The organism is Parabacteroides sp. FAFU027 (genome assembly GCF_022808675.1).
Taxonomy (GTDB): domain Bacteria; phylum Bacteroidota; class Bacteroidia; order Bacteroidales; family UBA7332; genus CAXXIC01.
In genome coordinates this window covers 284,090-309,817 of record NZ_JAKZKV010000003.1, presented here as the reverse complement: position 1 = coordinate 309,817, position 25,728 = coordinate 284,090, and the positions used below count along the sequence as shown (strand labels likewise).

Genomic DNA, 25,728 nt, shown 5'->3' with positions numbered 1-25,728 from the left:
GGCGGAGATAAATTACGCTTTACTAAACCTGATTTGATAAGTCTAAAACTCTTATAAACAAAACAATATGAAAAAGTTAGTAATCTCAGCGCTGATGGTATGCGCATTGGTTCCTTCATTCCAGGCACAAAAATTGAAAGGTAGTGATACTGTATTGCCTTTGGCTCAAAAAGAAGCAGAAGCTTTCCTGAAGAAAACTCATAAATCAGTATCAGTAGTAGGTGGTGGTAGCGGTGTGGGTATCGCTGCATTGCTCGATGGTACTACCGACGTGGCTATGGCTTCACGTAAAATGAAATTCGACGAAAAGGTAAAAATGCAGGAAGCTGGTTCTACAGCAGTAGAAAAAGTAATCGCTTACGATGCTTTGGCTGTAATTGTGAATCCTTCAAACCCAGTTTCAAAACTTACCCGTGCACAACTCGAAGGTATCTTCACCGGTAAAATCAAAAACTGGAAAGAAGTGGGTGGTCCTGATATGAAAATCATTCCTTATTCTCGTGAATCAAGTTCAGGTACGTATGAGTTCTTCAAAGAGCACATCCTGAAGAATAAAAACTATGCTAATGGTATCATGAGTATGCCTGCTACCGGTGCTATTGTACAATCGGTTAGCCAGACTAAAGGGGCTATCGGATATGTAGGGTTAGCTTACCTTGAAAAAGATGTAAAAGCTCTTCACGTGTCATTCGATGGTAAAAATTTTGTAGAACCATCTATGGCTACGGCTAAAAATAAAACTTATCCGATTATTCGTCCATTGTTCTTTTATATAAATAAGAAGAAAGAGGCAGCTTGCAAACCGTTTGTTGATTTCGTTTTGTCAGCACAAGGACAGGATATTGTTGAAAAAGTAGGTTATGTTCCTTTGAACTAATCGGTTTTTGGATAATTAAAAGCGCGACCGCTGTCGGAGAAATCTGATGGCGGTTTTTTTTATTGTAAGTATCTAAAATGATTTCTGATTTGTAAACAGGTAACGAAAACATACTATTGCTGAAATAAGGCTGACATATCAATGACTTACTTTTATAGTCATTAATTTCCAAATTGAAACCTAATGACTATCGCAAATATCCCATCTGATTTCCTGAATAATATCCTTTGTCACGGATACCTGATTCTCTTTTTGCTGGTCTTCCTGCAAGAAGTGGGAGTTCCCAATCCCATACCGAATGAACTGGTGCTGATTTACTCCGGATATCTGTCCTATTCGGGGCTCCTGAATGCCGGATGGATTATCTTATCGGCATTTGCCGGAGACATGTTGGGCAGTGGGATTTTATTTACACTGTTCTTCCTGTTTGGTAATGCAATTATGGAACGAAAGCCCCGGTGGATTCCTATTTCCATGAAAAAGCTGGATAAGTTGTCGCGAAAAATTCAACGAAAAGGGTTCGCTGGAGTCTTCCTCGGACGGATTTCGCCTTTTATCCGTGGATATGTGGCGGTATTGCTGGGATTAATGAATTATCCGGTCCGCAAATATGCCGTCGTTTTACCTGCGACTGCCATGCTTTGGTCCGTTTTTTATGTGATGGCGGGGTATGTTATTGGTCCTTATTGGCAGAGTGTTTCCGGTTATCTTATCGGAATAAGAATGGGGATGGGAATTTTCCCTTTGGCTCTGCTTTTGTATGTGTTGTACAGGTTGTGGCTTCGGCAGAAAGCAATCCGGATGAAAAAGCTAAACTACAATGCCGAATCATTTGAGTGAAAAATGCTGTGCAATATCTCCTTCAGACAATTTCCCCAGATTAATAGTCATCTCCATCGCATTGTGGTCCGATAAATAGTCCACATCGCCATTCTTCTTATGGGAGTAAATGAACTGTATTTTTCGCTCAATCTTGCGTATTAGCTTGCTGTTTCTGACCAGGATGTAGTCGATGATTCGTTTCTTCCCCCGGGGAATGCGTGCCAACGGGTTGTCAATCTCGTCATACGTTGACGTAATCGAACCGCTGATTTCACCGTTTTGAGCATCCAGTGTCTCCAGCATCTTACGATAGTGCTGCGAATCATCCATATCAATGTTAAAGTCTCCGCAAATCAGTTGCGGGATATGTTCCTGTTCATACGGTTTCAACAGATGTTCGCTGATTTCAAGGCACTGTTGGTCACGTATCAGGTGAGGTTCATCGGCCTGAAGGTGAGTGGCCAATAACTGGAAAGGAGAATTCTGGTAAATGCCTTCAAACAATACCGCACCTTTGCGGGCAATCATATCATACCCCTGGCTTTTGCTAAACTTAATCACACCCAGTTTTTTCAACGGGATTTTACTGACAACCCACAGTCCGCTATTGGTAAAAACCGGAATGTAGTTCGGATTCTCCGGTCCGTATTGATAGGGGAATTTCTCCGCCAACCCTTTAGCAATGATATTCCGGCAACGGCTACTGAAGGCTTCCTGAAAAACAATAATCTGGTAATCTGAATGCTCCAGTTCACGCACAATCATTCGTGCGCGTTCCTGATTGTTGTTCCAGATGCTGATATAAGGGAGCATATAGATGTTCCAACTCAGAATCTTCAGGTCGCGGTCGGCAAATTGTTCGTCGGGGCAGGAGGCGTTCATTGTCATAGTTGCATTAATCATCAGGAACAAAAATAGAAACTTTTTCATCATAACCGTTGTCTTTTGGGATTTACCCAGGCAAAGTAAGTTCGGCTTGATTACAGCGGTATTGAAATATATTGATGTTTCGGTTACTTTTTGTGTTGGGTAAATGTTTGTTTTTAAGGGGAGTACAGGGTGTAAGTGTGCTGTAATGTTTCTGTCATACTTTCGCAATGAAAGTATTATAAGCATTTCATTTCTTTGAGGAAAATACGATTTATGAGTACATACTATACCCGAAAAGAATTCGGTGATGATTTTCAGTGGGGAGTAGCCGCATCTTCCTATCAGATTGAAGGTGCACATGATGCAGATGGTAAGGGGATGTCCATTTGGGACCATTTTACCCAAAAAGGAAAGCGTATAAAAGACGGTTCCAATGGCGATGTGGCCTGTGATTTCTACAATCAATATGCCGAAGATATCTCTATTATTAACGAGCTGAATATTCCGAATTTTCGGTTTTCACTTTCGTGGCCGCGGATACTACCCGACGGCACCGGTCGGATCAACGAAACGGGCATTGACTTCTATCAACGGGTGATAGACTCGTGTCTGGAACGCGGGGTAACTCCCTGGCTGACGCTTTACCATTGGGATTTACCCCTTGAACTGGAAAAAAAAGGCGGCTGGACTAACCGTGATATCCATTATTGGTTTGCTGAATATGCTGACATTTGCTCCCGTCGCTTCGGTGACCGGGTGAAGAACTGGTTTGTAATGAATGAGCCGTTTTCCTTTACGGCATTAGGTTATCTGGTGGGGTATTTTGCTCCGGGGAGATACGGAATTCATAATTTTCTGCCCGCAGTACATCACTCCAACCTCTGTCAGGCAGAGGGCGGACGTATCATCCGCCGCAATGTGCCTGATGCGAATATCGGAACCACCTTTTCCTGTTCGCATGTGCGACCCGTTAACGACCATCCGGCCAATATCCGCGCTGCAAAGCGGGTGGATGCATTGTTTAACCGCCTCTACATTGAGCCGTTATTGGGGATGAATTATCCGCTGATGGAGCTTCCGGTACTCGAGCGTATTGAGAAATACATTCATCCTTATGATAAAGAGCTGATGAAGTTTGACTTTGATTTCATCGGTTTACAGAACTATTACTCGCTGACAGCCCGTTCCTCCATGCTGATGCCTTACCTGAAGGCCTTTTATGTACCGTTTCGTAAGCTCAACCGACCGCTGACGGCAAATGGGTGGGAGGTTTATCCGGCCGGGATATATCATATTCTGAAACAGTTTTCCCAATATCCGATTAAGCAGATTATCGTATCGGAAAACGGGGCTGCATTTCGTGACAAAATAGTCAATGGAAAGGTGCATGATACCCGCCGGACCAAATATTTGCAGGATTACATCGGGCAGGTATTACGTGCGAAACGGGAAGGGGTAAATGTGGGTGGCTATTTCATCTGGACGTTGATGGATAACTTCGAATGGCGGGATGGTTTTAACTCTCGATTTGGTTTAGTCCATGTCGATTTTAAACAACAAACCCGCATCATCAAAGATAGCGGGCTTTGGGTGAAAGAGTTTCTGGGAGAATAAGCGAAATTTGAGGGTCACTTCTCCTCATTGAAATACAACTTATAAAAACTCATCTCCTTATAGGGGTCAAAACCCTTCTCGATGTATTCGGTGCTGCCATCAATTGTGATGCGATAATTGTTGTCGAGGATGATGACGTTCTTCACCTTTTTCGCCTCTTTTTTTACCGCTTCGTTGGAGACGGTGATTTTATCCGGGATGACCACGTTGCGCTCTTTTTCGAAGGTACGTTTGTGTTCGACAAAGGCTTTGCGCATCTGCGCCTCCTGGAGCAGTTGCCCGGCAAAGTCGTCAAACTCCACCTTCTCATTCTCCTTGAGGAAGCTGACCGCCTTTTTCATAATTTCAACCTTCTCTTTTTTCTCCACATCGGGCACCTGCGCCACGAAGCTCTGGCACATCGACATCAGGTTGCCGGTCTGGAAGAACTCATCGTCACGGAAACGGATACGCAGGAAATCATCCATCCAGTATTTTGCCTCTGCCCCGCGGTTGAGAGAGTCAATAGCACAGACGAGATAGCCTCTTTCCTTTTCGGTATTGAAAATAAGACAGCCTTTGTCCAGCTTATTGATGTTGATTCCATTCTCGCTGTTGATTTCAAAGTTGTCGCCCGAGGGAAATACGCGCAGGTATGTCTCTTTCGATTCGGACTTAAACAAACCAACGGCATCCACCACTTCATCTTCCACCACGCAATCCTTAAAGTAAACCACATAAAATTCTCCGGCTTTGATCTTTGGGTGAACAGATTGTTCGTAAAGATGCTTGGCCAGGTTGACCGATTGGTCGTATAAGTTGTCCGGATTCTCAAAAATTCGACTAACAAAGGCATAAACCTCATTCAGCATCAGGTCGCTTTCGTGATGCAGGTTAAAGTAATCTGCATTCTTGAAAGGGGAGAGGAAGTACCTTACCAACAATTCACAAATCGGCTCACTGATATCGATGCATGATTTGGACAAACGAAGTTCTTCCTCGCGCAGCTTATTGCCCACGCGGTGAATGCTGATTTGCTGAATGGATTGCGGCTTTGCTTGTATCATGATGCAAAGATATTCAATTATAGATTACGGGATGATTTAAGTTCTGACGTAAGTTACGGGATGATTCAAAGTCACCCTGTAAATTAGACTGAGAACTGACGGGGTGACTTGAAGTCACCCCGTCAGTTCTCAGTCTAATTTAAATATCAAATATGCAACCCAAATTCTCCTGCCCTGTTTCTATTGATTAATTTCCCATTTCTATATCCTCGATAATCCTGGTAAGATGAATATTCCCATTTTTCAGGAGCATTGACCAGACCGGCATTTACCGGATTGAAATGTATGTAATCAAAGCAGACCTGAGGATATTCATGTTCAGCTTGAGAAATATTGAGCAGAGTACCTCTATGGGTATTGTAGAACGAGGGAGTGATTCCTTCAGATTTGGTGATACATTCTGCTTTTGTAGCTTCACGAAATAATGCTCCGCTACTACCCCTTACCTTGTGAATCGCTCTTGTATAGGAGCGAAGCATGATCGCAATATTATCATTGAAGATAATTTGTTTTGGAGGGAGGTCTTGGGTTGAGGTAGGGCTGATACTGACGGGGTGACTCGAAGTCACCCCGTCAGTATCAGCTTCAACAGTAACCGTCAATGCATTTACATACACCATTAAATGAAAATGATTGGGCATCAGGCACCAGGCTAATATATCTGCATGTGGTAAGATATGGGTATTTATCTTTCGTAGGAAATGCAGATAATTCTCCCGGTTAAAGAATATCTGTTGTTTGTTATTTCCCTGATTATAGATATGATACAGATGTCCTTCTTCAAAAAACATAATAAAGCATTTACAGGATGTGTATTTTCTATGTTTTATTTATGGATGTTCTTATTAACAGGGTGACTTTAAGTCACCCCGTTAATTAACCGCAATCACGTTTCCGAAGAATTGCTCTCGTTGTTGTCCGATGATGAATCTTTAGAGTGAGCCGCAGTGCAGGAAACCTCATACCGGTTGTGCAGCACTTTGTAAAGAGCAATCCACACCGGATCTTCATCAGCCTGGCCTTTGCTGTCAACCCATTTGAGCAAACTGGAAAGGCTTTGGATAAAAGGCTCCCGGTAGTAGGTTGCAGAACCGGCCTCTTTATTCTCCATCTTGGTGGTCTTTGTATCCCGGTAGTTTTTATCAGCCGCTTTGGTTAATAGTTCTAATTTGTCCGTAGCATCTTTCAATGACAGCTTTTGCACGGCGTCGGCATTTTCTGGCAATCGAAGCTTGGTAATCGCTTCGTTGATCCGGCTCGCCTGGTCGCCGATTTTCTGACGTTGGAAATATAGACAGAGCGGTTTGAGCCATTTGTTGATTTGAATGGCTGCCGCTTTGATGTCGGCAATTGGTGCATTGGTCGAACCTTCAACATAATTACCGATAGCAATAAAATCTTCGTCCCGCATCTCTTTACATTCAGCCATTGTCGATCCATCTACGGGATTGCGCCGGATAGCCGTGTTGAGGTCGGTCAGTGCCTTTATCACATTTTGATACTTGGAGTGGGAGGTAATTACCTCTGCCACATCCGATTCACTCACATCATTGATGATCATCTGGCCACAGGTGGAGAGCCCCCTGTTACTCATCAATCTAAATTTGTAATACTGCATAGCAATATGATTTATAGATAAATAAAACCCTCCGTAAAAGCAGGCTATACATATTAGTGTATAACCCCGAAACCGAAATATCAGAGCATTGATCACCTCATCGCATCAGCCGGAGGATTTACCAACCGGTGAAGTGACCTTTGCGAAGCAAATAACAGACTACTTACGGAGCAAAGGTTGTTCTTTGCTGAGGGCAGAAAGCAACCTACGAGTCGTAAATAGTATAATGTCGCGAAACATTGGCTTACTTACGAGACCAAGGTTGCGCATTGTTCATTGCAGTGTGCAACTTACGAGTCGTAAGTAGTGTAATGTCATGAAACAAAGGCTTACTTACGAGGCTAAGGTTGCACATTGTTATTTGCAGTGTGCAACCTACGAGTCGTAGGAGGTCCATTGTTGAGGAATGATGAACCTCATAGGGGACGAAAGAATCTCAAAGCTGAGAGCTTTTAAGCTACTTCTATCCCATTAGAGATAAACATAACCTCTGCCAAGATGCATTTATGGAGGATAAGTCCTTTTTCGTTCGGGAAGGCCGGTTAGTATAAAATCGTGATAGCCCGTCCGAACGGAATGGACATACCACTCCTGATCAGCAATAAAATAGTTAAAGGGTTAAATAGCCATATACCTATATGAGGTATCGTATTGAAAAGAAAAATAATGAAAGGCCAATGATTTTATGGCTTTGCTTAATGTGTGATTGCCTTTCATTGCAAATTAAAACAAATAAATGTAATTGTGCAAGAGGTGTAATCGAAAATATTATGCAGGGATGAAAAATTATTTTCTGGAATAATTGTTCTAAATGGAATAAAAAAGGACGAATCTCACGATTCGTCCTTCCCAATGCAGAAATTAAGATATCCAGTTGCTAAACTATTACTCTACTGCTATTTTTTGAGAAGTACCCAATACGTTTACAGTGTAGATACCCTTGCTAAGTCCATTCATTGAGATGCTCTTTAATGTTTCATTATTGACAGTAGCCTGTGTTATCAATTTACCTGTGATGTCATATATGTTAATATCTCCGCTCTGAGGTTTAGCAAAAGATATATTCAGAACATCTGTTGCCGGATTAGGATATATATTGAATGTTGATTGAGTGGCCGATTTGGCAAAAAGCGGGAGTTGGTTGACAGCATATACCGGATTACTATAAAACCAGAGGTCGGCAAAGGCTTTGGTGGCATTATTTGAACCTTCTTCATCGATAAGTGGATTACCATTTTCATCTGTTTCATTGGGTGTGTTCACAGCCTGGTTGGTACCCCTGAGTCTGAAATACATTTTTTTACCTACCGGTACAGTATAAGTATAAGTCAATTCTTTCCATCCGTCTTCCTTTTCTGTCCAGACTTGCGTAATGATTCCTGATGCATCGGTATATCCGGCTGTTTTACCGAAACGTGCAATTACATGGGTTGTAGTTACATAATCTTTACTATACCCGGTTGCATCTTCCGGAGCAATTTTGTCTCCAACCTCTCCGGCAATAATATCAACGTGATCAAGTTCAGGGTTAGTATAATCGCTGTAATGGTTGTTATTGTTGCCCTGTGGGTCGCGGAGGCGAATGCTTATGGTGATTTGCCCGTTAATCGCCTGATATGTTCCCCCCATGCTGGCATCACCGATTTTGAAATTAAGAGAATCAATCAGGTCTCCCATGACTACATAGGTATTACCGGAACGCATCCCGTCAACAATTGCCTGTGGGTCGTTTTTGCGGGTTACATAGGTATAGTTCTTTTGATATTCGCCGGGGAAGAAGTCATTAGAACTGTTATCATGACAATCCGAGTTGGCAAATAACCAAAAATGACGATCTTCACTCAGCAAAGCATCCCATAAACCACCCACTTGAGCAGACATTTTTCCAGCTCCGCCATATGTGTCAGTTCCGTATGAAGGGCGGTTTGAACCGTATTCACCCCGTTTGGCTGACATTTGGTGTCCGGGTACGCTTTCAAATCCGAAAAATACATCCGGAGCAGCATTGTTGAGGTCGCGGAAGTGGTTAATATTCCATCCGGTTGAGCCATTATATATATAGCGTTCCGGGTGAGCAGGGATTACCCAGCTTTGGGTTGGATAGTTGGCTTGCAACCAAGCCATCGCTTCAATAGCCTTTTCATGTCCGGTTTTGGTACTCTTTACCCATCCGCTCGGAGATGTATCATCTGTATCATTATTATCAAACATGTATTCGAATTGTGCAATCGGATTGACATTCGGATTATTTGCATCAAACTGGTTGGCGATGATAGCAGTAGAGGCATGTTCGTGGCCGGGGACATTCATTTCATATCCCTGGATGATAACTTTGCCCGGAAACACCCTTCTCCACAGTTGTACATCACGAAATGACCAGTCGCGAATGCTTTGCCATCGCCACATTTTGTTGCTATTTGCTTTGCCCAGCAACGAGATGCCAGTATTGGCCCATAGAACAGATGTGCCTAAGTCGGTGCCTGTTGCCAATCCCCAGGTTGTAAATGCGCCACCATGTTCGCTGTTTGCCCACCAGTCGAGCCCAAACTTATTATCCATTTCCATCATTTTACCGATTGAATAACTACCATCGGTATATGTGGTATGCTGGTGGAAATCACCTGCAAGATATCCACCCTGAGCCTGAGCAGGCTCCCCCATACAAACTGCTCCTGTGATAAGAATAGCAGCTGCAAATTGTTGTACTTTTTGTTTCATTTTGTTTTTACCTTAAAATTGTGTGATAAATATCTTCGACAAAAGTATCTGGGTGATGTTAAGATTTCGTTTCTACACTATTTCAATAACGAAAAAATAGTATTAAAAACAAGTGTCTGATTTAGAATCGGATTGGTAGTTGTCTGATTCATGGATTTGTAGCAATAATGTCATGATATTGATATGCGGATAATAGAACTTTGAGGCAAAATTGATGAATTACAGGATGTTGAAAAGGGATTTTTCTTGACTTTAGTGTCCCTTATCGAATAAACAAATAAATAAAATGAAAAGATTAGTAGTAGTTCGCCACGCTAAAGCCGAAAAGACACAATTTGGGCAGACGGACTTCGACAGGGAATTGACAAACCAGGGAAAGATTGATGCGCGGCAGGTAGCTTCAAGGTTACAGTCGGAAAATGTGTTACCGGAATTAATTATCTCCAGCCCATCGTCCCGCGCTTATCAGACGGCAAAAATACTCGGAGATGTTTTCGGGATAGACAAAAAGCAGATTGTGCGCAAAATTCTGCTTTATGATGATATTGAAACGAAGAAAGTTATTGCGTTGCTTAAGGAGGAGGCAAAGCATGCCGACACCGTCTTTCTGGTGGGGCATAATCCGGTGCTTCAACGCATGATATACGAACTGACGAGCGATTTTCACGGGCACCTTTGCACCTCTGGTGTGGCTGTGATGGATTTTGAGGTGGAACGATGGACCCAGATTATGCGTTCAAAAGGGGAGCTCGTTTTATTTGAAACCCCATTGGATGTGAATTCTGTGAATGAAAATAAGCCCGGATTGTAATATAAGGCTGCATTTCAACTGATTTATGTTGTAGAATATATATTCTGGCGCTGCATAGCATGAACTATTTCTTTAGTTTTGCGAATAAGACATTAAGATACACAATAGGGATTCGTATCGCATTATTTGCTGACCAATAGTTCTAAAAATGCAGTTATTATGGTAAAAAAGATATTCCTCCTCGGCGGACACGATTTGGAGATGGCCGAGATAAAACATATCCTTGACGAACGCAAAATCAAATATTTTGATGCCGGGTTATCTTGGGAAAACGCTCAGCTGGCAAACTACCGGGACGAACTCGAAGAGTATGCTGATGATCCTATGTATGTGATCTACGGTGTGGAGCTTCGTGAAGAGAGACCGGTGATGATTCCGCTCAATTACTACCGCGTGCGCCATCACAACGAGTGCATTAATATGCCCACATCGCTCGAACAAGTGGCTTTGTTGCTTGATTATCCGTTGACAGATCGTCAAAAATACATAGCAGCCAACGATCGGGGGTACATACCTGCCATGCAGGCTGCCGGCGCTTCACCGGAAGAGATTGCCGAGATTCGCCGCCTCGACCAAATGGAGCAGGGGATTACCCAAATAGACATCGACATGGCCGAGCAGGCGATTCTGGAGAAGGTGGTGGACGGTGGCGTTACCATTGTGAAGTCACTGACGAAACGTTTTACTTCTATTTGTGACCGCATGTTCCCGTACAACCGACTGATTGTCTATTGCGAAGACGAATTGGTCTATTACGGGGAGGAGATGATGAACGTGGCCAACAATTTTACCTCTCAGGTGATGACGGGCAATGCCTATTACGGTGGTGGTAAAGAGGGTTACTTCAGCATTAAGCTGCAATCGGAAAAAGACCGGACTGCTTACCTCGATGAGATACTCAATCTTGTAAAATAATCATACAAAACGCCCGACAGATGATTGAATCTGCCGGGCGTTTTCGCTATTCCGGGATATTGGGGTTCTCGATTTGTAAGTCGCCCGTCCCTTTTGCAAAAGCAATATTCAGGAAAACGATGCAATCTGCTTTTGATTCTGTGAATTGTGTCTCTCCGGTGTCTAATGTCAGGATGGCCTTCAAATCATTACGCATTTCTTTTAACCTCCACTCTTCCACTTCAAGCAAAAAACTCATTGCAATATCAGAGAAGCGCTGAAAGTTCAGTACAATAGCGTACCGATCGACTATCCGAGTGATATCGCTGATGGCTTGAATGCGTTCTTCGTGGCTGATGCCTGTCCAGTAGTGGCGGTGCATAAGATCAAATTATAGAGATATTTAAATATCGAATTTCGATAGATAAGGAGAAATATAATAAATTAGGGAAGCATGTCGTTTCATTTTTGATTTGAAATTATTTCAATACAATCGTCGTAAAGCTTATAAATACAATTAGGAGCTTGGTCTTTTATACATTGCTCTGCAATAAACTCCAAAATTGATAATCTCTCTGATAATGCTCTTTGAGTTTTGGCTGTCCATTCATTAGCTAATGGAATATGAATTATAGCGATACATTCTCCTCCTCCAAATTCAAAAAATAGTTTGATTTCAGATACAGAGTCTTTATAAATTACATATCCTCCGCGTCCTTGATTTATGTATTCTAACTTTTGTTCCATTGTATAGTATTGTTTAATTCTTTGCGTCTTAGCCCTATCGCGTTCAATCCATTCAAAACTCCGCCATCTTCTCCACCGTCACCACCACTCCTGTAACCGGATGCACAAACTCCAGATATTCCGCATGCAAATAGAGTCGTTCGGCCTTCCGTCCGTAGAGCTCATCGCCGACAATGGGAGTGTTGAGGCCCAGCGGATGGGCGGCATGAACGCGCAGTTGATGCGTGCGTCCTGTGACGGGGGTGAATTCGATGCGGGTATGTTGCGCGGTTCGTTCGAGTACACGCCAAAGGGTGAGAGCCGGTTTGCCACCTTCCATATCCACCATTTGACGGGGACGGTGATTGTAATCGGATGTCAGCGGCAGGTCGATGCTTCCTGAATCTTCCGCAATGAGACCGTCGAGCAGAGTGATATAACGCTTTTTGATGCTGCGCCCTTTGAACTGTGCTTGCAGGGATTTGTGCACCTCCTTCGTTTTGGCAATCAGCAGCAATCCGGAAGTGGACATGTCCAGCCGGTGAACGACCAACGGCCCGGTCGCTTCGGGATAACGTTCGCGGATGCGTTGATAGGCGGAATCGTGGGATGATTTGCCCGGCACGGAGAGCAATCCGGATGGTTTATGGATGATGAGCAGGTAGTCGTCTTCGTAAAGAATTTCAATCTTGATATTTGGGGCAGTAGCTTGTCGTTGAGGGTCGGTATCCAACTCCATCCCCTGCAACATGTGCCCGAGTATCGGTTCGCATTTTCCCTTACAGGCGGGATAAAAGTGCCCGTGGTGGCGAATCTCCGTTTTGGGCGATGCTCCACACCAGAATTCTGCCATAGCGATGGGTTTCAGTCCGTGCCGAAAGGCGTATTGCAGTAGCTTGGGCGCGGCACATTCACCCGCACCGGCGGGAGGAATCTTCTGTGCCGTTTGGGCAAAGATATCGCAAAGTCCTTTGGCTTCCCCCTTGCTGTTAAGCATCTGGAAGCAGTCGAATAGTTTCTGTTGCAGGGCAGCTGATTTGGTTTTGCGTTCGGCTTTGAGTTGCTCGATTTCAGTATGGAAAACAGCTGCCTCTTGCTGAAATTCCGCCAATCGGGTCTGCCACCGTTTTTCCAGTCGCTTATATTCCGCCTTCTCAAACTGGCTCACCCTCACCATTTCCGCCAACTCATTTTCACTTAATGAAGGATTGCTATTGCGACGCTCGTCACGTGTTGCTTTGTTGGCTTTGAGCAGGGCTTTTTGCGAAGCCAGTTCTTGTTGCGCCTGATGAGTTTCTTGTTTCAACAAAGCATGGCAAGCGATGCATTCCGGTGCATGTGACAACTGACGAATGCGGTGATTAATAGCCGTAATCTCGCGCTCTTCCATCTTGAAGAAGCCATCCTTATGCAACAAATCAAACACCGGCGGTACAAAATATTCATGGTCATTCCGCCCGGCCAGATTGCCGGAGAATGCTGCCAGATAGCCCAATTCTCCCGAGTCGGTTTGCACGACAAGCACCCCAAACATTTTTCCCTCGCTCAACTCTTCTGCCCAATCGGTTCGGGTGCGCAAGTAATCCTGCACCTCCCCGCTGGCCACCACGCACAGGGGATGTGGCGTGTAATTGAACGGATAGGTAAACTTCTCCGGCAATGCAAGGGAGTCAATCGGATGTTTGAAAAAATGCAGGGGATGTGGGGTCATTGTTTATTGATTTCTGCCTCAAAAATACGAATTATTGGTACACGGATGACACGGATTATGCTGCTGCATTTTGCAGGAAGTTGGTTGGAGTCAAATTCAACCGGCTGCGTTTTGCAGGAGGTTGCCTGAGATGCCATTCTTGTTCGTGCAAATTGCAGGAGGATGAATGACATTCAATTTGCCTTAGTGCATTTTGCAGCAACTTGAATGAGACCCGATTCAACCTCGTGCAAAATGCAGGAGCTTGGTTGAGATGCTATTCTGGTTCCTGCATTTTGCACGGGCTTGAATCAATAGTATGCGAAGTTCCTGCAAATTGCAGAAGTTTCGTTTTGTGCTTCGTCAATGCTCTACATTTTGTAGAATGCAGAATGAGAGGTGATTCTACCATCTACATTTAGTAGAGGCTTGTCGGGGTATTGAGTGAAGGTTCTCCATTTTGTGGAATGTTGAATGGGACTTTGAAATCTTGAATAAATACATGTCCAATATCACAAATGCTTTTCCAAAACAGGAAAAGAAAAGTTACTTTCTTATTCGTGTATTCGTGGCTAACAATTTAGGCGATTTTAGCCTAAAAGACACTACCCACACAAAACGTTATAGTGCCATAAATCTACATTTTGTAGAAAGCAGAATGGAAAAATAGAGGATTAGATCTTGCCCGCATTCCGCTGAATCCCAACAAATCCCGTCCGCTTAATGGGAGAATGACGGAAGTGTTGACGGAAATCCTCTTCGGTGAGGCTTTGCCATTTAGCCAAATCATATTGGAGAAAGTCAGAGGAGGGGAGGAACTCCGGTGTCAGATGCGGTTGCGCGAAACGGTTCCACGGGCAGACCTGCTGGCAAATGTCGCAGCCATACAAGCGGTTGCGCAGCGTTTCGATTTCGAGTGAAAACTCCCCTTTCTTCTCAATGGTGAGGTAGGAAAGGCATTTGCGGGCATCGAGTTTGTGCTTCGACAATGCTCCGGTGGGGCAGGCATTGGCACAGCGGGTGCATTGGCCGCAATGCGATTCGGTATAAGGCTCGTCGTAAGCCAGGTCGATGTTGAGAATCAGTTCGGAGAGAAAAAAGAACGACCCTTTGCCGGGGATAATCAGCAGGTTGTTTTTACCAATCCAACCCAGTCCGGCACGTTTGGCCCAGTAACGTTCGAGCACGGGAGCCGAATCCACGAATGCACGACCTTCCACCGGCTCTATTTCGCGGTGGATAAACTCCATCAGGGCAAAAAGTTTTTGCTTGATCACCTCATGGTAGTCCTTGCCATAGGCGTAATAAGATATTTGAGGGAGGTGAGGGGCCTGTTCTTCTTGTGGAAAATAATTGTGGGCAAATATGATGACCGACTTTGCGCCTTCCACAAGCAACGTCGGGTCGCAGCGTTTTTCGAAATGGTTGGCCATGTAGCCCATTTCGCCGTGATTTCCTTCAGCGAGCCATTGGGAGACACGTTCGCGGTCTTCTCCCACATCGCCCGCGGGGGCAATTCCACAGCAGTCGAAGCCCAATCGCAGCGCCTCCTGCTTGATCAATGCCGATTTTTCGGAAGGGGAAAGAGTCACGCGTTAGAGTTTTGAGCGGTACTTGGTCTCCTCACCGTCTTCAAGGATGTTGAGGTAGCTTTGGTAGCGCGATTCACTGATGTAATGTTTCTCCACAGCTTCGAGTACAGCGCAGCCCGGTTCGTGACGGTGGGTGCAGTTGTTGAATTTGCAACCGTCCGATACCTTGAAGATTTCGGGGAAATAGTGAGCCACCTCTTCCTGTTTGAAGTCGATGGTGCCGAATCCCTTGATGCCCGGAGTATCAATGATGTAGCCTCCGGTGGGCACTTCAAACATTTCGGAAAATGTAGTGGTGTGCATCCCTTTGTGGTGGTAGCCAGAGATGTCGCCGGTCCGGGCTTTTACGCCGGGGATTAGGGCATTGATTAATGTCGATTTACCAACACCGGAATGGCCGGATAGCAAAGTGATTTTGCCGTTGATGTCCTCTTGCAGCAGGTCAATGCCTTCACCGGTCAATGCCGAAACGCGGAATGAAGGGTAGCCGATTGTCCCGTACAGGTGAATCAATGCTTCAGCATAATCGCGGTCTTCTTCATCTAATGAGTCGAATTTGTTGAAGACCAGCTTCACCGGGATGCGGTACGCCTCGGCCGATGCCAGGAAACGGTCGATAAATACGGTTGTCGTCACCGGATTGTTGATCGTGACAATGAGGAATGCCTGATCCAGATTTGCGGCCAGGATGTGTGACTGTTTGGAGAGGTTGGAGGCTTTGCGGATGATGTAGTTTTTCCGTTCCTCTATTTCGTGAATGAAGGCTGTTCCCTCGTTATTAATGATAATGCCTACCCGGTCGCCCACCGTGATGGGATTGGTACTGCGAATCCCTTTCAGACGGAAATTGCCTTTGATTTTACAATCGACCAAACGGCCGTCATCGGTCTTGACCTGATACCAGCTTCCGGTGTTTTTTATAACGAGTCCTTTCATTCTTCGAGTGCAATTAAGTAGATAAAACAAAGACGCCAATTCGCAGACCGTTACCAGCCTTTGCGCTTTAGCGTCTTTGTGTTTTATGTAATGTAAATGACTGGATTATACAGTCATGATTTCTTTTTCTTTAGCGGCGTAAAGTTCGTCCACTTTTTTGATGTAGCGGTCGTGGATTTTCTGAACATCAGCTTCAGCATCTTTTTCAGCATCTTCAGCCAAGCCTTCTTTAATCAGCTTTTTCAATGCTTCGATAGCGTCACGGCGAGCGTTACGTACACTCACTTTAGCGTGCTCAGCATCCTGTTTAGCCTGTTTTGCCAATATTTTACGACGCTCCTCAGTCAATGGAGGAATAGCCAGACGGATGATTTCACCGTTGTTATCCGGCATGATTCCCACTTCTGAGTTGATGATGGCTTTCTCAATCTCACGAAGCATGCTTTTTTCCCATGGCTGAACTGTAATGGTGCGGGCATCAGGGGTAGATACGGTCGCCACGTTGCTTACAGGTACGTGCGAACCGTAATATTCAACTTTCACGCCGTCAAGCAATTTTGGATTGGCTTTGCCGGCACGGATGTGGTCCAGAGTCTCTTCAAGATACATCACCGCGTGTTGCATCTTCTCTTCAGCGTCGTTCAGGTGTTTTTTTACATCAACCATGATTACGGATAGTTTTTTGAGTTATGAGTTTTGCGTAATTATTTACAAATGGGGTTGGCAAATAACAGTATTATAACCAGTTGGGTCCGTTATTTAGCCGAACAAAATTAGTGATTTTATCAGAAACCGACAACTGTCCCGATATTTTCGCCTGACATCACCTTCTTCAGGTTGCCCACGGTATCCATATCAAACACGATAATCGGCAGTTTGTTTTCCTTGCAAAGGGTAGTTGCGGTCAAATCCATCACCTTCAATCCACGTGCATAAATCTCGTCATAAGTGATAAAATCGAACTTGGTAGCAGAAGGGTCTTTCTCCGGGTCAGCGGTATAGATGCCGTCCACGCGGGTTCCTTTCAGCATGACATCGGCACCGATTTCCACACCACGAAGGGCCGAAGCCGTATCGGTCGTGAAGAAAGGATTACCGGTTCCCCCTGAAAGAATGGCGATCTCACCGTGATTCATAGCTTCGATAGCTTTCAGGTTGCTGTAATGCTCGCCAATCGGATACATTGGGGTAGCGGTAAAAATGCGTGCCGGTTGGCCGATGGCAGTCAGAGCAGAGCTCAATGCCAGACTGTTGATTACAGTAGCGAGCATACCCATCTGGTCACCTTTTACCCGGTCGAAGCCTTTGGCCGCACCGCTTAATCCACGGAAGATATTTCCCCCGCCGATTACGATGCCAATCTGGATTCCCATCGCTGAAATTTCCTTAATTTGCTCGGCATATTCATTCAGACGGACTTCGTCAATACCGTATTGTTTTTCGCCCATTAGCGATTCTCCGCTGAGTTTCAGTAAGATTCTGTTGTATTTAGCCATGTCATTTTTGTTTTCGGCAAAAATACTCATATTTTTCCATCTCTTAAGGTGTGCATTTGATTTTCTGAAAAGAGGTTATAAGGCGAATGTGCATTTAAACGTATTCTTAACTTCCCAGTCATAGCAAATGCGCGTAAAACTATTAAATTTGCAGCAATATGAAATTTGTAACCAAAGTTTGATACGTGGAATACAACGAACTGGAGATAATCAGACAACTTCAAAATCCGGAAAAGCAACGACAGGCTTTTGCGAAGGTTGTGGCACGTTACAGCGAAAAGCTTTACTGGCAGATTCGGAAAATGGTGATTTCTCATGACGATACGGACGATGTGTTGCAAAATACCTTTATGAAAGCTTGGGTGAATATTGAAAGTTTCCGTGGGGAATCAAAACTTTCTACCTGGCTTTACCGCATTGCCATCAACGAAAGCATTACCTTTCTGAATAAGCAGAATAGCCACAGCACAGTTGAAATGGATGATACCGAAAGCTATCTGGCGAACAAGCTGGAGAGTGACGACTGGTTCGATGGTGATGAGTTGCAGATGAAATTACAGAAAGCCATTCTTCGTTTACCCGAAAAACAAAGACTGGTATTTAATATGCGTTATTTTGATGAGATGAAATACGAGGAAATGTCTGACATCCTCGGCACTTCCGTAGGGGCGTTGAAAGCCTCTTATCATCATGCCGCCAAGAAAATTGAAGATTTTATGACAAAGGACATTTAAACCTTTCAGTCATTGAGTAGTCTAAATATCGAATTTTGAGAAGTTATGAAGAATCTGGAAGACATAAAAAAGCAATACGGAAACGCTCAGCCTTTTAAGGTCCCGGAAAATTATTTTGAGCAATTCAATTCCAGAATGATGGAATCATTGCCCGAAAAGGAGATTAAAAAGGAAGAGAAAGTTCCCGTTTATTCACTCTGGAACCGTGTGAAACCGATGTTCTACATGGCGGCAATGTTGGCTGTTGCTTTCTGGTCTGTTGAGCGGTTGACCAATGACCGTTCCGGTTCGGCTCCTATACCTGTAACCGCAGGTGTAAATGAACCTTCAAATGATGCCGTTACCATGAAGTTGGCGATGAGCGTCGATGAATATTCTCTTTGCGAATATATGAGCGAAGACCAATAGTAACAAAGAAATTTCTATCTCTATTTATAATGAAAAGAATCTATCTGTTTTTTATTTTGGTTTTGATGGTGAGCTTGCAAGGTTTCTCTCAAAACGAAAAGAAGGATGAACATCACCCGTTAGATGTTGATAAATTTAATGCTCAAAAAATGGCGTATCTTATTCAGGAGGTGGGCATAACACCTGAAGAGGCAGCGAAACTTTTCCCTCTATATAATGAAATGCAGGAAAAGCGTTTCAAAATGATGAAGGAAACGATTGACAAAGTAAGAGCCTTACGCAAAAATCAGAATCCTAAAGACGAAGAGTGTCTGTCGCTTCTTGACGAGCTGCTGAATAAGCAAGTCTGTGAGGCGAATATGGAGAAAAGCTACTACCAGAAATTTAAGAAAATACTTTCACCACAGAAAGTGCTCAAGCTAAAGCAGGCAGACTTCCGTTTTGCGCGTGATGTCTTGCGTAAAAATGACCAGCGTAAGCCTGATGGTAAAAAATAAACGAAGAAGCGAATCCGAATTTGGGTTCGCTTCTTCGTTTTATGAACCATTGTGAACTACTCTAGAAATCAGTTGATTGATTTCCCCTCCATTTACAGGAATCTATTTTTCTCAAAAAAACTTCGGAAAAAGAGTCTCCATTTCAGAGAAATTTATATTTTTGCTTTTAATAGTTAATGCCGATATAGCTCAGTCGGTAGAGCAACGCATTCGTAACGCGTAGGTCGCCGGTTCAAGTCCGGCTATCGGCTCAATAAGCATCTTGATTTTAGCACGAAGACATATTCGATGACCTTGGTCTCAATGATGGCTTCGTGCTTTTTCATTTTCAGTCTTTTTATCCGCAAACGTTAAAATCGGGATTTCTCAAAAAACAAAGGTAGGGGATAGGGCATTTTATTCGGTATAGGAGTGAATGTCTCTTGAAAAAAGTATTAAGAATCAATCGTTTTTACCATTGACACAGAAGGAATTTAAACTATTGTTTGACCAGTATTTCGATGCGGTACGTAATTACGTATTTTACCGCTGCGGGGATGAAGAGGTCGCAAATGATGTGGCGCAGGAGGTATTTATGCGTATCTGGGAAAAACAGCTTTTCCCAGAAATAAAGAAGGAAAAAGCGCTACTCTTTAAAATTGCCGGTGATATCTTTATTTCCCAATATCGTAGGAAAGTGCTGGAAATGAATTATATGCAATCGTTGGAGATAAATGAACACGAAAGTTCATCTATTGACAACCTGGAATACAAGGAGTTGGAAAAAACGTACAATAATGCTTTGGAAGCAATGCCGGAAGTCTCCCGGGTGGCTTTCCTGATGAGCCGCGTCGAGGAGCTGAAATATTCGGAAATTGCCGAACGGTTACAGATTAGTGTCAAAGCGGTGGAAAAAAGGATGACAAATGCCCTGTCGCATTTGAGAGAAAAATTAGCTTATTATGAAAAAGAGTGATACTTCGGATTATAAAGATTTAGAACAGGCGACATTCAATATCACCTGGAAGAAAAGCAAGGAGGAGATCTGGCAGGAGGTTTTTGCCGGGTTGACAGAGCAAGAGGTACAGCCTGTCAGGAAAATTGTTTCTTTCCAAACTTGGCTACGTTACACAGCCGTGGCAGCGGTAGCCGTTATTACGTTACTTTTCTCCGGCATGTGGTTTTATACCACAACGGTTGTCTCACCTATAGCCTCAAGGGAAACAGTGACTCTGCCGGATGGCTCAACCGTATTGATGAATGCTGAAACTAAAATTACCTACAAGCCCTACTGGTGGAAAATACAGCGGGAGGTGAAACTGGATGGCGAAGCATTTTTCAAGGTCAAAAAAGGAAAACGCTTTACGGTAGTCTCTAAAGATGCCAGTACGACGGTTATGGGAACCAGCTTCAATATCTATGCAAGAATTGACGGATACACAGCAACCTGTATGACCGGAAAGGTGAAAGTAATGACTGCGTCAGGTGCTTCTACTGTATTTTTGACACCGAACTTACAGGCAAATCTGATAAACGGTAGTTTGGAAAAGCAAACCGTTGAGGCATCAAACTCGTTGGCGTGGAGCAGACACGAATTTTTCTTTACTTCAATGCCATTATCGAAGGTGTTGCGCGAGATTTCCCGCCAGTATGGAGTGGTAATTGACTGTAAAGGGACATTCAACGAGCATTATACTGGGAATTTCTCCCGCAGGTTATCTATAAAAGAGGCGTTAAGTTTGGTCTGTTTGCCATTTGGTATTAATTTTACCGCAATCAGTACAAACCATTACTTAATATCTGAATAACACTTGATTCGTCGATTATTAACCTTATATTTTGTCCTTTGTTTTTTGTCTTTATCAGCTCAGAAGATTCATCTTGTTGAATCGGAGAAGCCCTTAAATCAATTGCTGATAGAGATGCGGGAGAAGTACGCCCTGAAGTTTTCGTTTGACGATAAGCTGCTTGCCCGGATAAAAGTCAGAATCAATAAAAAGTTTTCTTCACCGGCAAAAGCCCTGGAGTATCTGCTCCGGCAAAATGCACTTACATATCAGTTGCAGGATGGAGTCTATGTAATCTATCCTGCAATGGCACTTTCTACTAAATCGTCTTCTGTCGGGAAATGGGACAGTAAAATCTCCGGTTCTATTTCGGACAAGACCAGCGGTGAAACCCTACCTAACGCTTCCGTTCTGATAAACGGGTACAATGTCTCCTGTGATGAGATGGGCCGGTTTACCTTTATTTCTGCAAATGACTCGGTTTTTGGGTTAAGAATCAGCCACCTGGGGTATTTGGTTAAAGATACGCTGGTGAAGTCAGGTATGCAGCATAAATTTCAGCTTATCCCGGCTTCATACAAAATAAAGGAGGTGACCGTGGTTCATCAGGTCGAAAAAAGTCTTCGTACCACAGAATTGCCAGGTGTCATCCGGGCAAATAATCTGATAGCCAATAATCTTCCCGGTAATGGAAATGCATCCGTATTTAACTTTCTTCGGTTGATGCCCGGTTTTTTAGCCTCCGGCGAACAAAGTCAGAGTATGCTGATCTGGGGTTGTTATGAGGGACAAAGTCAGTTGTCAGTGGATGGGTATACCTTGTTTGGCCTGAAGAATTTTAATGATAATATCAGTCCGGTCAATCCGTATATAGTAAAAGATATCAAGCTTCTGAAGGGAGGATATGGCGCTCAGTATGGAGGGCGTGTTGGAGGAATGGTCGATATTACCGGCATTGATGGAAATACGTACAAGCCTGAAGTTAAGGTGAATCTGAATAACCTGACGGTGAATGCGATGGCTTCCACTCCAGTTGGAAAGAATTTATCGTTGACCGGTGCATTTCGTCAGACCTTTTACAATCTCTATGATATCGAGAAACTGAACCCATTTCGCGGAGATAATCACTCGACCACAACAACATCACGTACAAACCAGTCTTTAACAGCTCCAAACCAACAAAGTGGGAATGACTTCCAGCCCAATAATGCTTCTCAAAAGAGAGCAGCAGCTATAGAACAACCCGGAAATAATACGCCATCAGCACCAACTCAATCCAATACAACTTCGGTCTATCTTTATCCGGATTATATGTTTCGGGACGGAAACCTGAAATTATCCGGAAGGACCAATGGCGGTGATAGCTATTTTGTCAGTATGTATGGAGGTTTGGATAAATTCGATTATTCACTGAAAGACTCTATTAATAACAGCCCTTATAACTTTGATGCTAATCAGAAATCTACCCAGTGGGGGGCGTCTTCCGGATATAATAAACTATGGCAAAATGGAAATCGTACGGCGTTTAATGTAGCCTATTCTTTCTTAGATGTAAATGCGCAGACAACAAATAATTTGTCTTCACCCGGAAATGAAAGTGGAAATTCTAAAAAAGAAAATATTATCCGGGAGTATAAAATTCAGGCAGAGAATTATTTTACTTTAAGCGAGAAACACTCCCTGGTTTTTGGTGGTGGAATAACCGGAAACTCATACAATTATGATGAAATCCTGAATTCGAAGGCAGAAGAGACTTTGAAAAATGATGTCCAGTTATTGAATGGATACGCCACTGACCAAATCTATCTGAATCGTTCATTGACTTTGAAGCCAGGTCTTCGGTTTGACTATTCATTCCTGCAACATCAGATGTACTGGCAGCCTCGTATTTCCATGAATTATCAAATATGCGATGCCTTAAAAACGGCTTTTTCATGGGGAAAATACAACCAGTTTATCGCCAAGAATTATGTAGTTGACAAGTTTGGTAATTATCAGATGGCCTGGATGGTTTCAGATGGAGAAAGGATTCCGGTTCCGGCTGCTTACCATTGGGTAGCTGGAGGTTATTTTAATAAAAGTGGTTTTTCGGCCTCTGTGGAGGGATATTATAAAAGCATTGATGGTCTGTATCGTGTAGCCCGTAGTCAGGGACAGAATCCAGGTCAATCGCAGACGAAAAATTATTATGGACAGGGGCGGTCCGCAGGAGTAGATTTTCTGGTTAAACAACAATATGGTCGGCATTATGCCTGGGTCTCTTATTCGTTAAGTAAAACAGACGAATTTTTCCCTGATATTATGACTAAATACCAATCGGCTCCACAGGATCAGCGTCAAGAATTAAAATCTGCAGTTATCCTTGATTTTAAACGTTGGATATGTTCTGCCAATTATGTTTACGGCTCAGGATTTCCTGAATATATGCGTAATCTGGAATTGAGCAGTGCAGCCAGAAATAAATATAACCGTTTTGATATTTCCTTAAGCTATCGGTTGGCTCCAAAACGATTTAATATGCAAACCGGGTTTTCAATCCTGAACCTTTTTGATACCGATAATGTAAAAATGAGTGGATTATTCCAGAATTCCGGAAATTCGGTGAGTTCAGAAAAGGTTTTGTCCATTTATTCACATACCATACCATTTACACCGATGTTGTACTTTGAACTGTCATTTTAGCGTCCTGATGGTTTGTTAATACAAACATCCGAAGAAATATCCGACCGTTCATTGCTCTTGACTTTATTCTCCATCAATAAATATGAAAGCCTCCACAAACACGATAGGTTGATTTGTGAAGGCTTTTGATTTTCTCAAGACATAGTTTTGCAGGAGTACTATTTATTTCATCAGCAATGCGACTATTATTTCTTATAGATTAATACCGTTGCATAAGCCGATATTCCCTCTTCGCGGCCTGTAAAGCCCAGCTTCTCGGTTGTAGTAGCTTTAATAGAAATATCTTCAGTATCAATTGCCATCACATTAGCCAGTGTTTCCTGCATGGTCGGTATGTGAGCCTTGAGCTTCGGACGTTCGGCGCAAATCGTGATATCGATATTCGAAATTTCGTATCCTTTTTCGCGAATCAGTTGCATGGTTTTGTAAAGCAGTATTTTACTGTCGATATCTTTGTATTCACCGGCAGTGTCAGGAAAATGATAACCGATATCCCGCATATTGGCTGCTCCCAATAAAGCATCGCACAGTGCATGAATCAGCACATCAGCATCAGAATGTCCCATTAGCCCTTTTTCATGTTCTAACCGGATTCCACCAATCCACAAGTCGCGGTCACTAACCAGGCGGTGTACATCGAACCCAAATCCAACTCGTATTTTCATAACTATTCTATTCGTTTTAATATAAAAAATGCCCCTTACATATTATGTGCAAGGGGCTGTCCATATTTTAATTTTGTTGTTATCGGGCAACCAACGATTTCAGCCCGTCCATATCAAATGACAGGGAGAAACGAAGCGTTTGATCCAAAGGATTGGATTGTGCTGTAGAAACCAGATAAGATACATCCAGTCTGAATACATTCATTTTAAATCCAGCACCTAAAGAAAAGTATTTACGGTTGCCTTTGTACATGCTTTCGTTATAATAACCACCCCGTGCAAAAAACTGGTCGTTGTAGTTGTACTCAGCACCTAATGACCATGCAACTTCCTGAAGTTCTTCTTTCATACCTCCCGGGGCATCACTCAAAGAGGTGAAGATTCCTTTGATCGGAGACATAGTTTCATAGTTTGCCAGTTTTTCAAGATATGTGGGATCTTCATAATTACCATCAGCTGGTATAGGACGGGTAGGAACCAGTAACTTATTCAAATCGCCATATACAGAGATTGAATTATAATTATCAAATGGGTACCTGATACCTCCCCCGAGTCTTAAGTTTGTTGGGATAAAGTTGGAGGTAGAGCCATAATTAATTTTTGATCCGATATTCGAGATATTTAAACCTAAAGACCAGTCGCCTTCATTGCCGTTATTATATTGGATCGGTTTGGTGTAAAATGCAGCAATATCTGCCGCAAATGCAGAAGCTGAATTGTATTCCTCGGACATTGTTTGAAGGTCAGAAAGAATATAACGTAAGGTAACAGCTCCAGAGAAGTTTTCTGACAATTTTCGGGAATAGCCAAGGTCAACTGCCATTTCATAGGGTGATACATCTCCCATCTCTTTGCCTCCGGCATCTGTAATGGTGACTTTCCCGAGAGAAAAATATCTTATTGAACCACTTAACGACTGCATATCATTATTACCGAATTTATAGTAACCAGCCACATATGCCAGGTCAATATCATTGACCAGTTTACGTAACCAAGGAGTGTAAGAGAGAGATAAGCCGGCATTTGATTTCATAAATGCATATTTTGCCGGGTTCCAGTATTGGGAATTAACATCCGGAGTGGTAGCGGCACCGACATCTCCCATACCACCACCTCTTGCATCAGGGGCGATTGTTAGTGATGGAACGCCGGTAATTACCGGGTTTAACCCGATCTCATCTATTGTTGTTTCATCCTGCGCAAAAGCCAGCGATGGAGTAATCAGAGCACCTGCCAGCAGTGCGAAAATCCATGTCTTTCTCATGT

Annotated in this window: 25 protein-coding genes and 1 tRNA gene; 12 read left to right on the top strand and 14 right to left on the bottom strand. The window is 43.4% G+C overall.

Annotated features, from left to right (window positions below; translation table 11 throughout):
- Positions 1-67 precede the first annotated feature (67 nt).
- Entirely contained in the window at positions 68-877 is an 810-nt protein-coding gene (locus tag MLE17_RS06615) for a PstS family phosphate ABC transporter substrate-binding protein (RefSeq protein ID WP_243347969.1), read from the top strand.
- Between the two features lie 183 nt (positions 878-1,060).
- Positions 1,061-1,717, top strand: a complete 657-nt coding sequence (locus tag MLE17_RS06610; RefSeq protein ID WP_243347968.1) for a DedA family protein — start codon at positions 1,061-1,063, stop codon at positions 1,715-1,717.
- Here MLE17_RS06610 and MLE17_RS06605 read toward each other — a convergent pair.
- Positions 1,706-2,632 (bottom strand): endonuclease/exonuclease/phosphatase family protein, encoded by a 927-nt coding sequence (locus MLE17_RS06605; RefSeq protein WP_243347967.1) that lies wholly within the window; start codon positions 2,630-2,632, stop codon positions 1,706-1,708. The two genes, MLE17_RS06610 and MLE17_RS06605, sit on opposite strands and share 12 nt — an antisense overlap.
- 210 nt (positions 2,633-2,842) lie before the next feature.
- Between MLE17_RS06605 and MLE17_RS06600 the strand changes: the two genes are divergently transcribed.
- Positions 2,843-4,183 (top strand): GH1 family beta-glucosidase, encoded by a 1,341-nt coding sequence (locus MLE17_RS06600; protein ID WP_243347966.1) that lies wholly within the window; start codon positions 2,843-2,845, stop codon positions 4,181-4,183.
- A 14-nt stretch (positions 4,184-4,197) separates the two neighbouring features.
- Here the strand turns inward: MLE17_RS06600 and MLE17_RS06595 are convergent, their stop codons facing one another.
- The 4 genes from MLE17_RS06595 to MLE17_RS06580 form a co-directional block, all read right to left on the bottom strand.
- Positions 4,198-5,229 carry a nucleoid-associated protein gene (locus MLE17_RS06595; RefSeq protein ID WP_243347965.1) on the bottom strand — a complete coding sequence of 344 codons (1,032 nt, stop codon included), beginning with the start codon at positions 5,227-5,229 and terminating at the stop codon, positions 4,198-4,200.
- Positions 5,230-5,375: 146 nt separating this feature from the next.
- Entirely contained in the window at positions 5,376-6,020 is a 645-nt protein-coding gene (locus MLE17_RS06590) for a hypothetical protein (protein ID WP_243347964.1), read from the bottom strand.
- A gap of 95 nt (positions 6,021-6,115) precedes the next feature.
- A complete protein-coding gene (locus MLE17_RS06585) occupies positions 6,116-6,847 on the bottom strand; it encodes a DUF6261 family protein (protein ID WP_243347963.1) in 732 nt (243 codons plus the stop codon).
- An 885-nt stretch (positions 6,848-7,732) separates the two neighbouring features.
- Positions 7,733-9,565 (bottom strand): T9SS type A sorting domain-containing protein, encoded by a 1,833-nt coding sequence (locus tag MLE17_RS06580; protein WP_243347962.1) that lies wholly within the window; start codon positions 9,563-9,565, stop codon positions 7,733-7,735.
- 286 nt (positions 9,566-9,851) lie between these two features.
- On the opposite strand from MLE17_RS06580, the gene MLE17_RS06575 reads away from it, so the two are divergent.
- Positions 9,852-10,376 (top strand): SixA phosphatase family protein, encoded by a 525-nt coding sequence (locus MLE17_RS06575; protein ID WP_243347961.1) that lies wholly within the window; start codon positions 9,852-9,854, stop codon positions 10,374-10,376.
- A gap of 159 nt (positions 10,377-10,535) precedes the next feature.
- Complete coding sequence (locus tag MLE17_RS06570) at positions 10,536-11,291, top strand: hypothetical protein (RefSeq protein ID WP_243347960.1); 756 nt, start codon at positions 10,536-10,538, stop codon at positions 11,289-11,291.
- 46 nt (positions 11,292-11,337) lie between these two features.
- Here the strand turns inward: MLE17_RS06570 and MLE17_RS06565 are convergent, their stop codons facing one another.
- From MLE17_RS06565 to pyrH, 7 genes are all read right to left on the bottom strand, one after another.
- On the bottom strand, positions 11,338-11,652 hold the full coding sequence (locus MLE17_RS06565) for a hypothetical protein (RefSeq protein WP_243347959.1): 315 nt from the start codon (positions 11,650-11,652) through the stop codon (positions 11,338-11,340).
- Between the two features lie 80 nt (positions 11,653-11,732).
- Complete coding sequence (locus MLE17_RS06560; RefSeq protein ID WP_243347958.1) at positions 11,733-12,017, bottom strand: hypothetical protein; 285 nt, start codon at positions 12,015-12,017, stop codon at positions 11,733-11,735.
- Between the two features lie 52 nt (positions 12,018-12,069).
- Positions 12,070-13,707 carry an RluA family pseudouridine synthase gene (locus tag MLE17_RS06555; protein ID WP_243347957.1) on the bottom strand — a complete coding sequence of 546 codons (1,638 nt, stop codon included), beginning with the start codon at positions 13,705-13,707 and terminating at the stop codon, positions 12,070-12,072.
- Between the two features lie 653 nt (positions 13,708-14,360).
- A complete protein-coding gene (gene queG, locus MLE17_RS06550; protein WP_243347956.1) occupies positions 14,361-15,278 on the bottom strand; it encodes a tRNA epoxyqueuosine(34) reductase QueG in 918 nt (305 codons plus the stop codon).
- Positions 15,279-15,281: 3 nt separating this feature from the next.
- Complete coding sequence (rsgA, locus tag MLE17_RS06545; protein ID WP_243347955.1) at positions 15,282-16,214, bottom strand: ribosome small subunit-dependent GTPase A; 933 nt, start codon at positions 16,212-16,214, stop codon at positions 15,282-15,284.
- Positions 16,215-16,319: 105 nt separating this feature from the next.
- Positions 16,320-16,880, bottom strand: coding sequence for a ribosome recycling factor (gene frr, locus MLE17_RS06540; protein WP_243347954.1), 561 nt, complete (start codon positions 16,878-16,880; stop codon positions 16,320-16,322).
- 119 nt (positions 16,881-16,999) lie between these two features.
- Positions 17,000-17,710, bottom strand: a complete 711-nt coding sequence (gene pyrH / locus MLE17_RS06535) for a UMP kinase (RefSeq protein WP_243347953.1) — start codon at positions 17,708-17,710, stop codon at positions 17,000-17,002.
- A gap of 185 nt (positions 17,711-17,895) precedes the next feature.
- Here pyrH and MLE17_RS06530 point away from each other — a divergent pair, with 185 nt between their 5' ends.
- The 7 genes from MLE17_RS06530 to MLE17_RS06500 all read left to right on the top strand — a co-directional run bounded on the left by MLE17_RS06530 (position 17,896) and on the right by MLE17_RS06500 (position 23,797).
- Positions 17,896-18,444, top strand: coding sequence for an RNA polymerase sigma factor (locus MLE17_RS06530; RefSeq protein WP_243347952.1), 549 nt, complete (start codon positions 17,896-17,898; stop codon positions 18,442-18,444).
- Positions 18,445-18,489: 45 nt separating this feature from the next.
- Positions 18,490-18,852 carry a hypothetical protein gene (locus MLE17_RS06525; protein ID WP_243347951.1) on the top strand — a complete coding sequence of 121 codons (363 nt, stop codon included), beginning with the start codon at positions 18,490-18,492 and terminating at the stop codon, positions 18,850-18,852.
- Between the two features lie 29 nt (positions 18,853-18,881).
- On the top strand, positions 18,882-19,349 hold the full coding sequence (locus MLE17_RS06520) for a hypothetical protein (protein WP_243347950.1): 468 nt from the start codon (positions 18,882-18,884) through the stop codon (positions 19,347-19,349).
- 178 nt (positions 19,350-19,527) lie between these two features.
- Positions 19,528-19,600, top strand: a tRNA-Thr gene (locus MLE17_RS06515).
- Between the two features lie 206 nt (positions 19,601-19,806).
- Entirely contained in the window at positions 19,807-20,304 is a 498-nt protein-coding gene (locus MLE17_RS06510; RefSeq protein ID WP_243347949.1) for a sigma-70 family RNA polymerase sigma factor, read from the top strand.
- On the top strand, positions 20,291-21,136 hold the full coding sequence (locus MLE17_RS06505; RefSeq protein ID WP_243347948.1) for a FecR family protein: 846 nt from the start codon (positions 20,291-20,293) through the stop codon (positions 21,134-21,136). Before MLE17_RS06510 ends, MLE17_RS06505 begins: the two co-directional genes overlap by 14 nt.
- Positions 21,137-21,250: 114 nt before the next feature.
- A complete protein-coding gene (locus MLE17_RS06500; protein WP_243347947.1) occupies positions 21,251-23,797 on the top strand; it encodes a TonB-dependent receptor domain-containing protein in 2,547 nt (848 codons plus the stop codon).
- 185 nt (positions 23,798-23,982) lie between these two features.
- Here MLE17_RS06500 and ispF read toward each other — a convergent pair whose 3' ends face one another.
- Together ispF and porV are read right to left on the bottom strand one after the other, a co-directional pair.
- Positions 23,983-24,462 carry a 2-C-methyl-D-erythritol 2,4-cyclodiphosphate synthase gene (ispF, locus tag MLE17_RS06495; protein ID WP_243347946.1) on the bottom strand — a complete coding sequence of 160 codons (480 nt, stop codon included), beginning with the start codon at positions 24,460-24,462 and terminating at the stop codon, positions 23,983-23,985.
- Between the two features lie 79 nt (positions 24,463-24,541).
- Complete coding sequence (porV, locus tag MLE17_RS06490) at positions 24,542-25,726, bottom strand: type IX secretion system outer membrane channel protein PorV (protein WP_243347945.1); 1,185 nt, start codon at positions 25,724-25,726, stop codon at positions 24,542-24,544.
- Positions 25,727-25,728 lie beyond the last annotated feature (2 nt).

What these genes read in the sequence shown, in the direction of transcription:
- MLE17_RS06615 (WP_243347969.1), top strand. Translation starts at nt 68, where the DNA reads ATGAAAAAGTTAGTAATCTCAGCGCTGATGGTATGCGCATTGGTTCCT.
- MLE17_RS06610 (WP_243347968.1), top strand. Translation starts at nt 1,061, where the DNA reads ATGACTATCGCAAATATCCCATCTGATTTCCTGAATAATATCCTTTGT.
- MLE17_RS06605 (WP_243347967.1), bottom strand. Translation starts at nt 2,632, where the DNA reads ATGATGAAAAAGTTTCTATTTTTGTTCCTGATGATTAATGCAACTATG.
- MLE17_RS06600 (WP_243347966.1), top strand. Translation starts at nt 2,843, where the DNA reads ATGAGTACATACTATACCCGAAAAGAATTCGGTGATGATTTTCAGTGG.
- MLE17_RS06595 (WP_243347965.1), bottom strand. Translation starts at nt 5,229, where the DNA reads ATGATACAAGCAAAGCCGCAATCCATTCAGCAAATCAGCATTCACCGC.
- MLE17_RS06590 (WP_243347964.1), bottom strand. Translation starts at nt 6,020, where the DNA reads ATGTTTTTTGAAGAAGGACATCTGTATCATATCTATAATCAGGGAAAT.
- MLE17_RS06585 (WP_243347963.1), bottom strand. Translation starts at nt 6,847, where the DNA reads ATGCAGTATTACAAATTTAGATTGATGAGTAACAGGGGGCTCTCCACC.
- MLE17_RS06580 (WP_243347962.1), bottom strand. Translation starts at nt 9,565, where the DNA reads ATGAAACAAAAAGTACAACAATTTGCAGCTGCTATTCTTATCACAGGA.
- MLE17_RS06575 (WP_243347961.1), top strand. Translation starts at nt 9,852, where the DNA reads ATGAAAAGATTAGTAGTAGTTCGCCACGCTAAAGCCGAAAAGACACAA.
- MLE17_RS06570 (WP_243347960.1), top strand. Translation starts at nt 10,536, where the DNA reads ATGGTAAAAAAGATATTCCTCCTCGGCGGACACGATTTGGAGATGGCC.
- MLE17_RS06565 (WP_243347959.1), bottom strand. Translation starts at nt 11,652, where the DNA reads ATGCACCGCCACTACTGGACAGGCATCAGCCACGAAGAACGCATTCAA.
- MLE17_RS06560 (WP_243347958.1), bottom strand. Translation starts at nt 12,017, where the DNA reads ATGGAACAAAAGTTAGAATACATAAATCAAGGACGCGGAGGATATGTA.
- MLE17_RS06555 (WP_243347957.1), bottom strand. Translation starts at nt 13,707, where the DNA reads ATGACCCCACATCCCCTGCATTTTTTCAAACATCCGATTGACTCCCTT.
- rsgA (WP_243347955.1), bottom strand. Translation starts at nt 16,214, where the DNA reads ATGAAAGGACTCGTTATAAAAAACACCGGAAGCTGGTATCAGGTCAAG.
- frr (WP_243347954.1), bottom strand. Translation starts at nt 16,880, where the DNA reads ATGGTTGATGTAAAAAAACACCTGAACGACGCTGAAGAGAAGATGCAA.
- pyrH (WP_243347953.1), bottom strand. Translation starts at nt 17,710, where the DNA reads ATGGCTAAATACAACAGAATCTTACTGAAACTCAGCGGAGAATCGCTA.
- MLE17_RS06525 (WP_243347951.1), top strand. Translation starts at nt 18,490, where the DNA reads ATGAAGAATCTGGAAGACATAAAAAAGCAATACGGAAACGCTCAGCCT.
- MLE17_RS06520 (WP_243347950.1), top strand. Translation starts at nt 18,882, where the DNA reads ATGAAAAGAATCTATCTGTTTTTTATTTTGGTTTTGATGGTGAGCTTG.
- MLE17_RS06505 (WP_243347948.1), top strand. Translation starts at nt 20,291, where the DNA reads ATGAAAAAGAGTGATACTTCGGATTATAAAGATTTAGAACAGGCGACA.
- MLE17_RS06500 (WP_243347947.1), top strand. Translation starts at nt 21,251, where the DNA reads ATGCGGGAGAAGTACGCCCTGAAGTTTTCGTTTGACGATAAGCTGCTT.
- ispF (WP_243347946.1), bottom strand. Translation starts at nt 24,462, where the DNA reads ATGAAAATACGAGTTGGATTTGGGTTCGATGTACACCGCCTGGTTAGT.
- porV (WP_243347945.1), bottom strand. Translation starts at nt 25,726, where the DNA reads ATGAGAAAGACATGGATTTTCGCACTGCTGGCAGGTGCTCTGATTACT.